The organism is [Pseudomonas] carboxydohydrogena (assembly GCF_029030725.1).
In the GTDB taxonomy this organism is placed as follows: Bacteria; Pseudomonadota; Alphaproteobacteria; order Rhizobiales; family Xanthobacteraceae; genus Afipia; species Afipia carboxydohydrogena.
In genome coordinates this window covers 1,469,344-1,484,526 of the sequence record NZ_CP113162.1, presented here as the reverse complement: position 1 = coordinate 1,484,526, position 15,183 = coordinate 1,469,344, and the positions used below count along the sequence as shown (strand labels likewise).

9 protein-coding genes, 1 tRNA gene and 1 pseudogene are annotated in these 15,183 nt (G+C 63.6%); 7 read left to right on the top strand and 4 right to left on the bottom strand.

Annotated elements, in window-relative coordinates; translation table 11 throughout:
* Both mscL and dapA read right to left on the bottom strand, forming a co-directional pair.
* Positions 1 to 414 (bottom strand): large conductance mechanosensitive channel protein MscL, encoded by a 414-nt coding sequence (mscL, locus tag AFIC_RS07335; protein ID WP_275248466.1) that lies wholly within the window; start codon positions 412 to 414, stop codon positions 1 to 3.
* A gap of 51 nt (positions 415 to 465) precedes the next feature.
* Positions 466 to 1,359: a 4-hydroxy-tetrahydrodipicolinate synthase gene (gene dapA, locus AFIC_RS07330; RefSeq protein WP_275248465.1), complete on the bottom strand. Its 894-nt coding sequence runs from the start codon at positions 1,357 to 1,359 to the stop codon at positions 466 to 468.
* Positions 1,360 to 1,634: 275 nt separating this feature from the next.
* Here dapA and AFIC_RS07325 point away from each other — a divergent pair, with 275 nt between their 5' ends.
* Both AFIC_RS07325 and AFIC_RS07320 read left to right on the top strand, forming a co-directional pair.
* The gene (locus AFIC_RS07325; RefSeq protein WP_275248464.1) at positions 1,635 to 3,824 is read left to right on the top strand and encodes a transglycosylase SLT domain-containing protein; all 2,190 of its coding nucleotides are present in this window, start codon (positions 1,635 to 1,637) and stop codon (positions 3,822 to 3,824) included.
* Positions 3,825 to 4,032: 208 nt separating this feature from the next.
* Positions 4,033 to 4,923 (top strand): alpha/beta fold hydrolase, encoded by an 891-nt coding sequence (locus tag AFIC_RS07320; protein ID WP_275248463.1) that lies wholly within the window; start codon positions 4,033 to 4,035, stop codon positions 4,921 to 4,923.
* Positions 4,924 to 5,073: 150 nt separating this feature from the next.
* Here AFIC_RS07320 and AFIC_RS07315 read toward each other — a convergent pair whose 3' ends face one another.
* Positions 5,074 to 6,477, bottom strand: a complete 1,404-nt coding sequence (locus AFIC_RS07315) for a porin (protein WP_275248462.1) — start codon at positions 6,475 to 6,477, stop codon at positions 5,074 to 5,076.
* Between the two features lie 601 nt (positions 6,478 to 7,078).
* Between AFIC_RS07315 and AFIC_RS07310 the strand changes: the two genes are divergently transcribed.
* From AFIC_RS07310 to AFIC_RS07290, 5 genes and pseudogenes are all read left to right on the top strand, one after another.
* Positions 7,079 to 7,170 (top strand) — tRNA-Ser (locus tag AFIC_RS07310).
* A gap of 92 nt (positions 7,171 to 7,262) precedes the next feature.
* Positions 7,263 to 8,204 carry an O-linked N-acetylglucosamine transferase, SPINDLY family protein gene (locus AFIC_RS07305; RefSeq protein ID WP_275248461.1) on the top strand — a complete coding sequence of 314 codons (942 nt, stop codon included), beginning with the start codon at positions 7,263 to 7,265 and terminating at the stop codon, positions 8,202 to 8,204.
* A 181-nt stretch (positions 8,205 to 8,385) separates the two neighbouring features.
* Positions 8,386 to 10,448 (top strand): annotated as a pseudogene (locus AFIC_RS07300) (molybdopterin oxidoreductase family protein).
* Between the two features lie 177 nt (positions 10,449 to 10,625).
* The gene (locus AFIC_RS07295) at positions 10,626 to 12,320 is read left to right on the top strand and encodes an NAD(P)H-dependent oxidoreductase subunit E (RefSeq protein ID WP_420833373.1); all 1,695 of its coding nucleotides are present in this window, start codon (positions 10,626 to 10,628) and stop codon (positions 12,318 to 12,320) included.
* Entirely contained in the window at positions 12,317 to 13,267 is a 951-nt protein-coding gene (locus AFIC_RS07290; protein WP_275248459.1) for a 2Fe-2S iron-sulfur cluster-binding protein, read from the top strand. The genes AFIC_RS07295 and AFIC_RS07290 overlap by 4 nt, the downstream gene beginning before the upstream one ends.
* Before the next feature lie 90 nt (positions 13,268 to 13,357).
* Here AFIC_RS07290 and selB read toward each other — a convergent pair whose 3' ends face one another.
* Positions 13,358 to 15,157, bottom strand: coding sequence for a selenocysteine-specific translation elongation factor (gene selB, locus AFIC_RS07285; RefSeq protein WP_275248458.1), 1,800 nt, complete (start codon positions 15,155 to 15,157; stop codon positions 13,358 to 13,360).
* Positions 15,158 to 15,183: the final 26 nt, after the last annotated feature.

The following is a 15,183-nucleotide window of genomic DNA, read 5'->3' as shown; positions in this document are numbered from 1 at the left end:
TCACTTCGCCTTCAACAGGTCACGGATCTCGGTGAGAAGTACCTGATCTTTGGTCGGTGTCGGCGGCTCCGCGGGCTTCTCCTCCTGCCGCTTGAACTTGTTGATGAAACGAATCACCACGAACAGCACGAAGGCAACGATCAGGAAGTTCAGCGTCACGGTCAGGAAGCTGCCCCAAGCGAGCACCGCGCCCTGCTTCTTGGCGTCCACGAGATTGGTCGCGGTCACGGCTTTCGACATGCCGGTGAAGTAGTTCGAGAAGTCGAGGCCGCCCGTGATCGCGCCGATCACCGGCATGATGATATCGCCGACCAGAGAGGAGACGATGGCGCCGAATGCAGCACCGATGATGACGCCGACCGCCAGGTCGACGACATTGCCCTTCATGGCGAAGTCACGGAATTCCTTGAGCATCGAACCCTCTCCTTTTCAACCAAAGCAGCGAACGGTGTTCTCTAAAACGTCCTAATTCAGCACCCCGGCATGAACCATCGCATCGCGGATGGCCCTGCCGACGAGCGGCGTCACCGGCATCAGCGGCGGACGAACCTCCTCCTCCAGCCGGCCCAGCAGCTTGAGACCGTGCTTGGCCCCCGCCACGCCCGGCTCCTTGAAGATGGCGTCGTGCAACGGCACCAGCCTGTCCTGAATTTTCAGGGCGCCTGCGTAATCGCCCTTAAGAACGGCCGACATCAGTTCGGCACACGGCTTGGGCGCGATGTTGGCGGTGACGGAAATGCAGCCATGGCCGCCCGCGGCCATGTAGGCGAGCGCGGTCATGTCCTCGCCCGACATCTGGATGAAGTCGGGCCCCATCGCGTGGCGCTGCTGCGAGACGCGCGCGAGATTGGCGGTCGCATCCTTCACGCCCGCGATGTTCTTCAACTCGAACAGCCGCGTCATCGTCTCGACCGACATATCGACCACCGAGCGCGGCGGAATGTTGTAGATGAGAATCGGAATCCCGACCGCATCGTTCACCGCCTTGAAGTGGTGATACATCCCCTCCTGCGTGGGCTTGTTGTAATAGGGCGTCACCACCAGCACGGCGTCGGCGCCGGCCTTCTCGGCGTGCCTTGCGAGGGCGACCGCTTCCGTGGTCGAGTTCGAGCCCGCGCCGGCGATCACCGGCACGCGGCCGTTCGCTTCCTTCACGCACCATTCGACGACCTTGTTATGCTCGTCATGCGTCAGGGTCGGGCTTTCGCCCGTGGTGCCGACGGGAACCATGCCGTTCGAACCTTCGGCGATCTGCCAGCTCACGAGGTTGCGAAGCGCGCCTTCATCCAGGCCTCCGCCGTTTTTGAAAGGGGTGACCAGGGCTGTGAAGGAACCGCGAAACTGAGCCATGGCCGTCATCGTCTTTCTCCAACAATCACTCTCATCCGGCTCACTGAGCCGATACGCCGCAATGTCGCGGACGGGTTTGATTAAATACCGGCTCCCGCGCTGCGATGAAAGAGCGCGGCGTCGATTTCATCTGACTTTACGGGCAATTGTGCTCCGCAAGCCCCGAATTTGCCGCCCTTCCAGGGCATGGTGACAGTTCCGATCAAATTCCTGTTTGGTGCCTGAATCCAATAGATTAGACCTGTCGCTGACGGCGACGATGTGATTCGCAGCGAAGGACGGCCGTGGCTTCTGCTCTCTTGAAAATCACAGCCCTCGCGAGTGGCGCGCTGATCCTCGCAGCACTTGCGCCTGCCGCCCTTCTCGCGGTGCCCTTGCCGAAGCCGCGCCCCGTGCCGCGCAGCGTGATCCCCAAGACCGCCAAATCGCTGTCGCAGCTTCCGGCCGCGCCGAAGCTCTCCGGGGCGCAACCCACGCCGCTGGCCGCAAAGCCGCCAGTACAAACCGCACCGCCGCCGCAGGCGCTGACGCCGAAAAAATCCCGCGCGCCGCTGGCCGTTGCCTCCACCGCGACGACATCGAAGGCCGATTTGCAGGCGCTCGAGCAGATCATCGAACTCGTCCGCGCCAAGCGCCAGTCAGATGCCACGCAACTACAAGCCTCGATCAGCGATCCGCTGGCGCGCAAGCTGTCGGAATGGATCATCCTGCGCAGCGAGGATAACGGCGCATCCTCCGACCGCTACCTCGCCTTCATCACCGAAAATCCGAGCTGGCCGAGCCAGACCTTCTTCCGCAAGCGCGGCGAAGCAGCCCTATGGGACGACCGCCGCGACGACAACACCGTGCTGTCGTTCTTCGGCAACGACCAGCCGATCACGGCCAAGGGCCGCTTCGCGCTGGCGCGGGCGCTGCTCGATCGTGGCGACCGCGCGCGCGCCGAGCGGCTGGTGCGCGAGGCATGGCATGAGGATTCGTTCTCCTCCGCCGTCGAGGAGGCAGCGCTTTCGCAATTCTCGGCTTTCCTGAGCGGCGGCGATTTCAAGCGGCGCATGGACACGCTGGCCTATGGCAGCGACGCCGATGGCGCGATGCGCGCCGCCAAGCATCTCGGCGGCGGCTATGTCGCGCTGGTCAAGGCGCGGATTGGCCTCAATCGCAAGGCGTCCAATGCAAAGGCCCTGCTCGCGGCCGTGCCCGCGAACCTGCACGGCGACCCGCTCTATATCCTAAGCCGGATCCAGTACCTGCGGCGCGAAGACAAGATCATGGACGCCGCACGGCTGATGCTGGACGCCCCGCGCGAACCGTCGCGCATCATCAACACCAACGAATGGTGGATCGAACGGCGGCTCCTGGCGCGCAAGCTCATCGATATCGGCGAGAAGCGCACCGCCTATCGTGTCGCACGCGACGCGGCGGTGCCCGAGCGCGGCATCTACAAGACGGAACGGGAATTCACCGCGGGCTGGATCGCGCTGCGCTTCCTCAACGATCCCGCCACCGCCGCCCAGCATTTCGCCCACATCGGGCTCAACACCACGAACCCCACCGCGAAGGCGCGGGCCGGATACTGGCAGGGCCGCGCGGCGGAAGCCGCCGGCCGCCAACAGGAGGCGCACGCCGCCTATCAGGCCGCCGCCAGCCATTCGACAAGCTATTACGGCCAGTTGGCGCGGGCGAAACTTCACCTTCCGCAGTTGGGCCTGAGCGGCAAGCCCGCCACGCCACGGGGCGCGGAGCGGCTGGAAATCGTACGCGCGGTCGAGATCCTCTATGCGCTGGAAGAAGAAGACTACATCATTCCGATCATGGCCGACATGGGAGAGAACGCCGACCGCGACGCGCTGGCAGCACTTTGCGAGGCGGCGGAGCGCAACAACGATCCGCGCGGCATGCTGGTGGCCGGAAAAGCCGCGCTCAATCGCGGCCTGCCGTTCGATCACTACGCCTATCCGGTCAACGGCATTCCCGCCTATCACAACATGGGACCGGCGGTGGAGAAGGCCATCGTGTTCGCCATCGCCCGGCAGGAAAGCGCCTTCAACCCTTCGATCGTGTCCCCCGCCAACGCCTACGGCCTGATGCAGGTGACGCCGGACGCCGCCAAATACGTCACCAGGAAATATGGCGGCACCTATGACCTCGCCCGGCTGAAAGGCGATCCCTCCTACAACGCCACGCTTGGTTCGGCGGAACTTGGCGGCCTGATCGACGACTATCGCGGCTCCTACATCATGACCTTCGCGGGCTACAATGCCGGGCGCGGCAGCGTGCGAAAATGGATCGAGCGCTACGGCGACCCGCGCGACTCGAACGTGGACGCGGTGGATTGGGTCGAACTGATCCCGTTCTCGGAGACACGCAATTACGTCCAGCGCGTGATGGAAAATTTGCAGGTCTATCGCGCCCGCTTCGGCGGCAGCCATCAATTGATGATCGAGGCCGACCTGCGCCGTGGCGCGGGGCAGTAACGCAAATGAGGACGCCACCTCACCTCTCCTGTGGGGTTGAGGATGCGAGAATCGACAGCAGGTTCGTCATTGCGAGCGAAGCGAAGCAATCCAGTCTGAAAAGTGCTCGCACTGGATTGCTTCGTCGCAAATGCTCCTCGCAATGACAGAGAAAAGCATGCAACCTATTCACCCTCTCCCTTTTGGGAGAGGGTTGAAAGATCGACATATGCTTCCCTTCCACGATACCTTCGCCACCTCCGCAGATGGCTTGCGGTTGCACGCGCGCGGTATCGGTCCCCTCGATGCCGCCGTCCTGCCCGTTCTCTGTCTGCCCGGCCTGACGCGAACGGCGCAGGATTTCGATGTCATCGCGCAGGCGCTGGCGGGCGATCCGCAAACCCCGCGGCGGGTGGTCGCGGTGGATTATCGCGGCCGTGGCGGGTCCGATTTCGACCCCAATCCCGCCAATTACACCGTGCCGATGGAAACCACGGACGTGCTGGCGCTGGCGGGAGCGTCTGGAATCTCCCGTGCGATCTGGCTCGGCACCTCGCGCGGCGGGTTGATCTCGATCGTGATCGCAGCCACGCGCCCGGAGCTTGTCGCAGGCATCATCCTCAACGACATCGGCCCCGAACTGGACATCAAGGGGCTGATGAAGATCAAGGGCTACCTCGCTCCGCTCGTCACGCCGCAGACGTGGGGCGAAGCCGCGCACGGACTGCAACGGCTGTTCGGCAGCGTCTTCCCTGCCCTCACCGACAACGACTGGATGGCCTGGGCGCAGCGGGCGTTCCGGCAGGATGCGAATGGGAAGCTGATCCGCACCTACGATCCCGCGCTGGCGCAGACGTTCGATGGCATTTCCCCTGAAACGCCGCCCACGCCGCTATGGGAATTGTTCGACCAGATGGTGCAGGTGCCGCTCTTGTCGATCCGTGGCGAGCTGTCGGATCTGCTCTCGCGCGCGTGCGTCGCTGAAATGAAGCGACGGCGGCCGGATATGGAAACGTGCGATGTGCCGCTGCAAGGCCACGCCCCGTTGCTGGCGGATGCGCCGACGATCGAGCGGATCAAGGCATTCTGCCGAAAGTGCGATGGGGCGGGCGGATTCTAGGCGACATATCCGATGTCGTCCCCGCCTGTGTGGGGCGACTTGCCGAAGGCCACGCGCAAGCGATCTTACCCCACACAGAGCCCCTAAAAACAAAACCCCGGCAGTTGCCTGCCGGGGTTCGTTCGATGGTTTCACCCGAAGGTGAGACGATCAGAAGTTGCGCTGAACGCGGAAGATACCCGAGAAGCGGTCCACGTCACCGTAGGTGAAGGTGCGGCCAGCGCTCACAATAGCAGCACCAGTCATGTTCTGGTCGATGTGGATCCAGCTGCCTTCAGCAATGAAGGCGAGGTCCTTCACCGGCTTCCAGGTCGTGCTCAGGCCCAACTGGCTGACGTTGAAGTCCGGGTTGCAGCCAGCACCGCAGAGGGTGAAGGACGCAGTACCGTTGTAATCAACATGCGTGTACGAACCGAAGATGCTGGACGACCAGTTACGGTTCCAGTTGTGGTTGAACGCGCCGTTGAGGCCATAGGCCTTGGTCAGCTGGATAGCGCTGCCAGGAGTAGCGCTGTAAACGCCATCGGCAACCGGCAGAGCCACGATGGAGCTGCCATCGACCATGTTGAAGTTCAGCGGGGTCGCACCGGACTGACCGAGCACGTAGCGCAGCGCGCCTTCGGTGTAGGTACCGCTGATCTTGATGTCGTCGCCGGGGCCGGTCGGCAGGTTCTTGAGCTGCAACGCACCGGTCACAGCGAAGCCCCACTTGTCGCCCGGATGACCCGATGTCGCGGTGGCCGGGATATAGTAGCTGGCATCGACCTGGTGAGCCGCGGCCGAGAACTGCAGCAGACCCCAAGCCTGATCGAGGCGGATGTTGCCGACCACGTCAACGGAGTTCGGAGCAACGTAGGCGTTGGTGTAAGCGCCAGTGGCAAGGGTAAACGCACCGAGAGCGAGGCCAGTGCGGTTAGCCTGTTCCTGACCGTCAACACCGACGCTGGCCGAAATGCCATTGCCGAACTGCCAGGTGTACTGGATGTTGTTCACGCCAGCGTCGTAGTTCGGGCCGCCCATGAGGCCGGAGTTGATGTTGCCCGGAGCGCCGTTCCACGGAAGGGCGTAAGCCGAAGCCGAACGACCGAAGGTGAAGCCAGCGAACTGAACGAACGCAGCTTCGACGCGCATGCCGCCGTTACCCTGGGTATCAGGAGCACCCGGCGTGTTAGAAGTCGCGGAAGTGAACTGCGGACCGAACGCACCGAAGGTACGGACAACGCCGTATTCGGTCGCGGTGCGGGTGTCGATGTTCACCATGATGCGGCCGCGGGTCTGATACTGGTTACCAGTACGGAGGCCCAGGGCGGAATCGCCGTTCTGGAAGGTGTTGTCCGATGCGTTACCGCCGACGGTGACTTCCGCACGCAGGTAGCCGCCGATGCGGATACAGGTGTCGGTGCCCGGGATGTAGTAGAAACCAGCGCCGTACAGGGAACAAACCTTCACGTACTCGACCGCTTTGGCCTTGACGGGAAGATCAGCCGCCTGAGCGCCACCGATCGCAACGATTGCCGCTGCCGATCCGAGGACAAGGCTCTTAATCTTGCTCATAAAACCTCCAATATGATGTGTAGGGAAGGTTCCGGCCCGCCGGTGTAAGTCACACCTGTGGTTTGGTCCCCTTGATCCCCGTGACCGCCTGGTCGCCTCGCGCTTTCGGACACTCCCGCACAAACGCGAGCGACTTAAGCGAAACTTCCAAACGGGACGACCTCGGGATGCCCCCCTCCGTCGCATAGGCAGAATTACTCAACGCCTACACACACGCAACAAAGACCCGCCACATCCGGGCCGTCTTTGGACCGTTTCCAAATAACTGTTGCACAAAAAACACTCACTGTTTTGTGAAATAAACGCACAAGCTACTGAAATATAAATGGTATCCGTAATATTGACGATCCTGGAGTGCTGCGTTGCATTTTCGCATCACCTCCCCGGCCCACAGCCTCGGCGGCGAAAATCACGAATCAAACAATGCGATTCCATGAGGCCATTTTTGTAGTGAATCCGCTGCCAAGCCCTGCTCCAGGATTCGCCGTGAGCCCTTATCCCTGTCTTTGCCGTGCATAATAATGTAAGGGCAGCCGGCCTTGATCGCTGCCTGCCGATCCCGACTTGCAGGCCACGGCATCGTCAGGCATATCGGGCGCGTGGAGACGTGGCCGAGCGGCTGAAGGCACTCGTTTGCTAAATGAGCATACCTTGAAAAGGGTATCATGGGTTCGAATCCCATCGTCTCCGCCACTCAATTCCGCTCTTCAAAACTCGCGGATTGACGCAGCCTCTACCGCCCTTCTCCGCGACTTTTGCAAATACATTTCGCCGACATCAATCCGATGGGTGGCCGGGAATCCGCGCAATACATTCGTGATAAAGAAATCGATATCCTGATCGATCTGGCAGGCCATACAGCTCACTCCGGCTTGAATGCCATGGCGTTCAAACCCGCTCCGATTCAAGTCACGTGGCTTGGCTTCCCCGGCAGTACCGGCGCGCCGTTCATGGATTACATCCTTGCCGATCCAACAGTCATTCCGGCGGAGCATGAACCGTTCTATCTGGAGAAAGTCGCCCGTCTTCCCGACACCTACCAGCCCAACGACGGCGACCTGCAAGTCGCGGCGTCTCCGTCACGCGAGGATGTCGGCCTGCCCGCGAGCGGCCTCGTGTTCTGCTGCTTCAACAACACCTTCAAGATCACGCCCGAGGTGTTCGACATCTGGATGCGCCTGCTCGGCCAGGTCGAGGGTAGCGTCCTTTGGCTGTTCGAAGGCAACGCCACCGCAAAGGCAAACCTCATCAAGGAAGCTGTCGCGCGCGGAATATCTCCTGACCGCCTCGTTTTCGCGCCGCTCGCAGATTACGCAACTTATCTCGCGCGCACGCAGCTGGCCGACCTGTTCCTCGACAACAACTATTGGAACGGTCATTCCACCGCGAGCGATGCATTACGTTGCGGTGTGCCGGTCATCACCTGTCAGGGCACCAGCTTCGCTAGCCGCGTAGCTTCTTCCCTGCTCCACGCCATCGGGATGCCGGAGCTCATCACCACATCGCTGGAAGATTACGAGACGCTGGCGCTCAGACTGGCGCGCGATCCTGCTTTACTCGCCGCCACCAAGGACAAGCTCGCGAGGAACCGCTTCACGGCGCCATTGTTCGACACCGCGCGCTTCACCCGGCATCTCGAGGCCGCCTATGTGACCATGCACGAACGTGCGCAGCGGGGCGAGCGGCCAGCCTCCTTTACGGTCACAGCCCTGCCGCCCGGGATATGATCCGAGAGCTTTAACGCGGCAGTCATCCATGCACGGGGCTTCCTGCTGGACCCATCGCCCCCAGCGACTTTAAGGCGACCCCGGCATTCCCGGTCGTCCCCCTCCCCATCCGCTTTATGAAGCCTGCTTCCCGCCCCCACGATCGTGATTTGCGATCGAATAAATCGATCAAACAAGTCATGTGAATACACCTTCATATACCATCATTCATGGACAGTGGTATATTAGAGGAAATCCAATACTCTGGAGGCCATTATGGGCAGACAAGGCAAGCAGAACTACACGCGACTGACCGAGCCGCTGGTGCGTGATAACGGTGTCCTGCGACCGGCCTCCTGGGATGAGGCGCTTGATCGCGCGGCCGAGGGTTTCCGCCGCAACCGCGAGCTCCATGGCGACAACTCGTTCGGCATGTTCGCCTGCTCCCGCTCGACCAACGAGCTGAACTACATCGCCCAGAAGTTCACCCGGGCGGTGATGGGCACCAACAACATCGACTCCTGTAACAGAACTTGACACGCTCCTAGCGTCGCCGGTCTGGTGACGGTACTCGGAGCGGGCGGTGGTACTTCTTCCTATCGCGAGATGGAAGATGCGGATCTTGTTATCTTCTGGGGCTCCAATGCCCGGGAAGCGCACCCTATTTTCTTCCATCACGTCCTGAAGGCGATCCACAAGGGCGCCAAGGTCTATGCGGTTGACCCGCGCCGTTCCAAGACGGCCGAGTGGGCTGACTCATGGCTCGGTCTGGACGTCGGCACCGACGTCGCGCTGGCCTATGGTGTCGGCCGCGAAATCATTCATGCCGGACTGGTCAACGAGGAGTTCGTCAAGAACGCGACCAGCGGATTCGAAGATTATATCGCCGCATGCGAGCCATGGACCCTGGAGGTCACCTCACGTGAGACGGGCGTGCCCGCGGAATTGATCCGTGAGCTCGCGCATGACTATGCCAAGGCGAAGCGCGCGCAGCTGTGCTGGACGCTCGGCATCACCGAGCATCACAACGGCACCGATAACGTGCGGGCCCTGTGCAACCTCGCCCTCCTCACTGGCCAGGTCGGCCGATGGGGCGCGGGTCTGGTTCCGGTGCGCGGCCAGAACAACGTTCAGGGCGGCGGCGACATGGGGGCGATCCCCAAGAACCTGCCGGGCTTCCAGAGCGTCGAGAATCCCGAGCATCGGGCGAAGTTCGAGCGCATGTGGGGCGTTACGCTGCCTCCGAAAGGCGGCTGGACGCTCTCCGAGATGATGGAGGCGATGGACGAGGGTCACCTCACCAGCGTTTACATCGTGGGCGAGAACCCGGTGCAGTCCGACGCCGACACCACGGCGGTAGCCCGCCGGCTACAGAATCTGGACCATCTGGTGGTGCAGGACATTTTCCTCACCAAGACCGCTTCGTTCGCGGACGTGGTGCTTCCCTGCGCTGCGGCGTGGTGCGAGAGCGACGGCACCTTCACCAACAGCGAACGACGGGTTCAGCTCGTGCGCAAGGCGCTGGAGCCGCCCGGAAATGCCAAGGACGACGTCGAGATCCTTCGCCTCGTTGCGAAGCGTCTGGGACATGACTGGCCGATCCAGACCGCGGAGCAGGTCTGGGACGAACTGCGCGCACTGTCTCCGGCACACCATGGCATGTCCTACCGGGTGCTTGAGGAACGCGGCGGCGTCCAGTGGCCCTTCCCTGACGAGAACGGACCTGAATCGCCGTTCCTGCACGGCCGGCTTTGGGAAAAGGACCCCGAAAAGCGCGGACGTCTGGCGCCGTTCGGAATCATCGAGCACAAGCTGCCGGTGGACAAGCTCAACGACGAATTCCCGTTGCGCCTGACGACCGGACGGCGGCTGACCGACTACAACACCGGCGTTCAGTCCGGCGGTTTCAACTCGCCGATTCGCGTCGGTGCCTGCGTCGATATCTCTCCGGAGGATATGGCTCGGCTCGGCATCAATGACGGCGAAACGGTCCGGGTGTCTTCGCGCCGCGGCACCGTGCTGGCCGCCGCACGCCGTGACCCGGGACTCCGTCCCGGACTTCTGTTCATGGCCTGCAACTTCCCCGATGAGATGGACACCAACGCGCTCACCATCGAGGCGAACGACCCGATCGCCAAAACCGCCGAGTTCAAGGCGACGGCGGTGAAGGTGGAGAAGACCAACGAACCTCTGCCCGAAGAAGATGAACTTGCTGCCAAGATTGGACACGAGAGCCAGGACAAAGAGCTCGCGACCGTAAACTAGGAAGGATGAGCTGTGGACCTGAAGTTCTCTGACGCCGAACCGTTCGCAGAGGAACGGGAGGCGGTTGATCGGCTGCTTGGACCGGCCGAGGGTGGCTGGCATGGAGGCGAACGTGACGAGCGGGATCTCCGTCGGGCGCACACGGGCCATGCGGCACGGTCCCGGCGGCATCTCGTCATGGAGGCGCTGCACGCGGTGAACGACCGCGTGGGCTGGATCAGCCCTGGTGCGCTGAATCACATCGGAAAACGGCTCAGCATGTCGGCGGCCGACGTCTACAGCGTCGCGACGTTCTATGCGCTGTTCTCCACCAATCCGCGGCCGAAGCGCATCGTGCATGTCTGCACCGACATCGCCTGCATGGCGCGCGGCTCCAAGGAAGTTTGCGCCGATCTCGAAAAGCGGCTGGGACCGGCCGGGGCCATGAACGGCTGGAAGCACAGCCCCTGCCTCGGCGTATGCGAGCGCGCCCCTGCCGCGATGGCGGTGGAGGCCGGCGATCCGCCCCATGAGCATCTGATCGGGCCCACCACTGTCGAGGAAATCGCTCTGGCGCTGAATGATGGTCCCGAAGCACTCGCTGCCGAGGCGCCCCCGATCATGGCGGTGCCGCAGGCGGGCCAGGAAGGGCTGATGCTGCTCAAGCGCGTCGGCAAGGTCGATCCGGAAAGCATCGACGACTATCTCGCGACCGACGGTTATGCCGGATTGCGGCGGGCGTTCGAAATGGAGCCCGGAAAGGTCATCAGCGAGGTCAAGGACTCCCGGCTGATGGGCCGTGGCGGCGCGGCATTCCCGGCCGGCATCAAGTGGGAGAGCACCGCCAAGCAGGCCGCGACGCCCCGCTATCTCGTCTGCAACGCCGACGAGAGCGAGCCCGGTACGTTCAAGGATCGCGCGATCCTCGAGGGCGACCCCTTCGCGCTGATCGAGTCGATGACCATCGCCGGTTACGCCTTCGGCGCTTCGCGCGGCTACATCTATCTGCGCGGCGAGTATCCGCGCGCCCACCGGATGCTGCACAACGCCATCGAAAAGGCCCGCGAACGCGGTTTCCTGGGCGAGAACATCCTCGGCAAGGGCTTTAACTACGAGATCGAAATCCGGCGCGGCGCCGGCGCCTATATCTGCGGCGAGGAAACCGCGATCTTCAACTCGATCGAAGGCTATCGCGGCGAGCCGCGCTCCAAGCCGCCCTTCCCGTTCGAGGCCGGACTCTTCAGCAAGCCGACGGTGGTCAACAACGTCGAGACCCTGTGCAACGTGCCGCTGATCATGCAGATCGGCGGCGCGGAATACGCCAAGATCGGAACCGAGGGCTCCACCGGCCCCAAACTGTTCTGCGTGTCGGGCAACCTCGTGCGCCCAGGCGTCTACGAGGTGCCGTTCGGCGCGACGCTTGGGGATGTTCTCAAGCTGGCCGGCGGAGTCCCGCAGGGCCGAAAGCTACAGGCGGTCTTGCTCGGCGGCGCTGCGGGTGTGTTCGTGCGCGCCGACGAACTCGATATTCCGCTGACCTTCGAAGGCGTCCGCGCCGCCAAGGCGACGCTGGGCTCGGGCGTGATCATGGCGTTTGACGACACCGTCGATCTGTCCGGCATCCTGCTGCGCATCGCGAGCTTCTTCCGCGACGAATCCTGCGGCCAGTGCGTCCCCTGCCGTGTTGGCACCGTGCGCCAGGAGGAAGCCTTGCTACGCCTCATGCACAACGGGCGCGATGCCGGGGCCAAGGGGCGCGATATTCACATCCTGCGCGATGTCGGCCAGGTGATGAAGGACGCCTCGATCTGCGGCCTCGGACAGGCTGCCTGGAACGCCGTCGAGTCGGCGATCGACCGCCTCGGTGTACTTGAGGAGAGCAAGAGCAGATGAACGTGCACTATATGGGTGCTACGGATACCCCCGTCCGGCAGATCACGATCACGGTCGACGGCCAGGAGGTGAGCGTCCCGGAGGGGAGCACCATCCTGACCGCCTGCAACGCCGCGGGGAAGGATACGCCGACGCTCTGCTACGGCGACACCCTTACGCCGAAGAATGCCTGCCGCGTCTGCATGGTCGAGCTCGAAGGCTCTCGCGTCCTCGTGCCGTCCTGCTCGCGCAAGGTTGCGCCCGGCATGGTGGTCAAGACCGATACGGAGCGGGTGCAACACAGCCGCCGCCTCGTGCTGGAGCTGCTCGATTCCTCGGTCGATCTGTCAACGACGCCGCACATCCCCGAGTGGAAGGAGCGCTACAGCGTCGACTCGGAGCGTTACGGCCCGAAGTCCGGCAAGAGCCTCCGGCGCGACGTCCATGAACCGGGCGAGCACCACCTGGGGAACGGCAGCGTCGCGGCCTCGATGGCCCAGCCGGACAAGATCGACAACGACCTTTACGTGCGCGAATACGACAAGTGCATCCTTTGCTACAAATGCGTGGATGCCTGCGGGACCCAGTGGCAGAACACCTTCGCAATCCAGATCGCCGGGCGCGGGTTCGACGCCCAGATTTCCACCGAGTTCGCGGTCGAGCTGCCGGAGTCCGCCTGCGTCTTCTGCGGCAACTGCGTCGAGGTCTGCCCGACGGGAGCATTGTCGTTCAAATCCGAATACGACATGCGCGCCGCAAACACCTGGGACGAGTCGAAGCAGACCCAGACCACCACGATCTGCACCTACTGCGGCGTCGGCTGTAACGTGAATCTGCATGTCCAGGACAACAAGATCGTCAAGGTCACCGGGCCCCACGATCACGACATCGGCCACGGCAATCTGTGCATCAAGGGCAGGTTCGGCTTCGCGCACGTCCAGAGCCGCAAGGAAGACGGCAGCGGCTAGAACGCTTTCGCCTTAAACGGGATTACTCTCGCGTCATGCCCGGCTTCACGCCGGGCATTTGCGTTTCGAGGAGCGAACGGGTCCGCCCCTTCACCGCACCACCTCGCGATGTTCGTCGTCGATCCGGCGCGTCATGCCGCGTCCGTCAAGATACTCCAACAACGGAATCGCCACCCTGCGGCTAGTACCAAGGGCCTGCCGTGCCTGACTGGTGGTGAAGGGTTGCGGCAGTCGCGCCAGCGCCTCTACCGCAAGCTCCGGCGCGGTCGGCAGCAACACCACGCCTCCCTGAAGACGGAACACGCGCCGGGCGCGCTCGGCCGCGGCCAGTTCGCGCACTCCCAGGCCGAGGGCCGTCAGATCCCCCGCCAACGGCGCGAGGAAGGGATTGGCGAGCAACCGCGCCTCGAGCGCGGCCACTCCGGCCTCGGCGCGTCCAAGGTCGGTGTGGACCCGTGGCAGCCGGACGTAACCGCTGTGCTGTTCAAGACCCGCGTCCGCGACAAGACGATCGACGAAATGCGCGGCAGGTGCGCCAAGGGCGTCGCGCACGGCCCCCTGCGAGACGCCGGGCGTGAGCTGATCCCGCCGGGCATCCTCCTCCACGAGGGTCCGCAGCCGCTGCCGCCACGCGTCATACGCGGGAACGTGCACCCACCAGCCGCCAAGTTCACGAACCCCGGATGGCGGCGCGACATCGGAATCGACCAGACCGATCCGGCGCAGGTCATCGACCTTCACGGCACCCTGCCCCGCCACCTTGGCCAGCACGTCGCCGCCGGGCGGCATGGCGGCCAGCACCGCCTTGCGCCTTGCGCTGTCTCCGCGGCGCAGCAGCTGTGGCGGGTCCGGGTCCAGCACACCGACACCGCCGAGTACGAGATGGCGCGCCGGATCGCGCAGCAGCAACCGGTCACCCACGATCAGCGGCAGAGGCCAGTCGAGGGTGATCCGCGCATGCCCGGCATCGAAGCCGCGCAGTTGGGCGGGCACCGTCGCCGTTCCGACATGCACGGTGAGTTGCGCAGGCACCTCGTCGAGCGCGGCACCTCCGATCCGGCGTACATCGACGACCGTGGACATGAGCCAGGCATCCGGCGCGATCAGCGCCTGACCGCGACGGACGTCCCCCGCGGACACACCGCGCAGGTTGACCGCGGCGCGATTCATGGGATGGAGAGCGTCGGCAGACGCATCCCGCGATTCCAGTGCACGGACGACAACCTCGCGCGGCTCCCGTCCCTCGCCGGCCACCACGAGCCTGTCGCCCTTGGTCAGCGTGCCGGCGACAAGGGTACCTGTCACCACCGTGCCCGCGCCCGAGACACTGAACGAACGGTCGATCCACATCCGGAGACGGCCGTTTGCGTCAGGCGCTGGCGCCTTGGCGAGCACGTCGTCGAGGACCTGCCTGAACCTGTCCAGCCCGGTGCCTTCCATGGCCGATACGGCGACCGCTGGCGCGTCGCGCAGGCCGGTGTGCGCGAACTCGCTGCGGGCACGCTCGATGGTCGCCGCCACGAGATCCGGCGCGCGATCGGCCTTGGTCACCACGATCATTCCGTGGCTGATGCCAAGCGCCGCGATGGCATCGCGATGATCGCTGGATTGCGCCGACCAGCCTTCGTCGGCGGCCACCACGAAGCACACCACCGGCACCGTTCCCAAACCTGCCAGCGCGTTGCGGATGTATTTCCCGTGGCCGGGCACGTCCACGAAGGCGACCTCGCGGCCGGAGGGCAAGGTCGTCCAGGCAAACCCGAGATCGATGGTGAGCCCTCGCCGGCGCTCCTCCTCCCAGCGATCCGGCTCCATCCCGGTCAGCGCGCGAACCAGGGTGCTCTTGCCGTGATCGACATGACCGGCCGTGGCGACGACGTGCGTCGTCATCGCGTGTTGCACGGGTCGTCGATGAC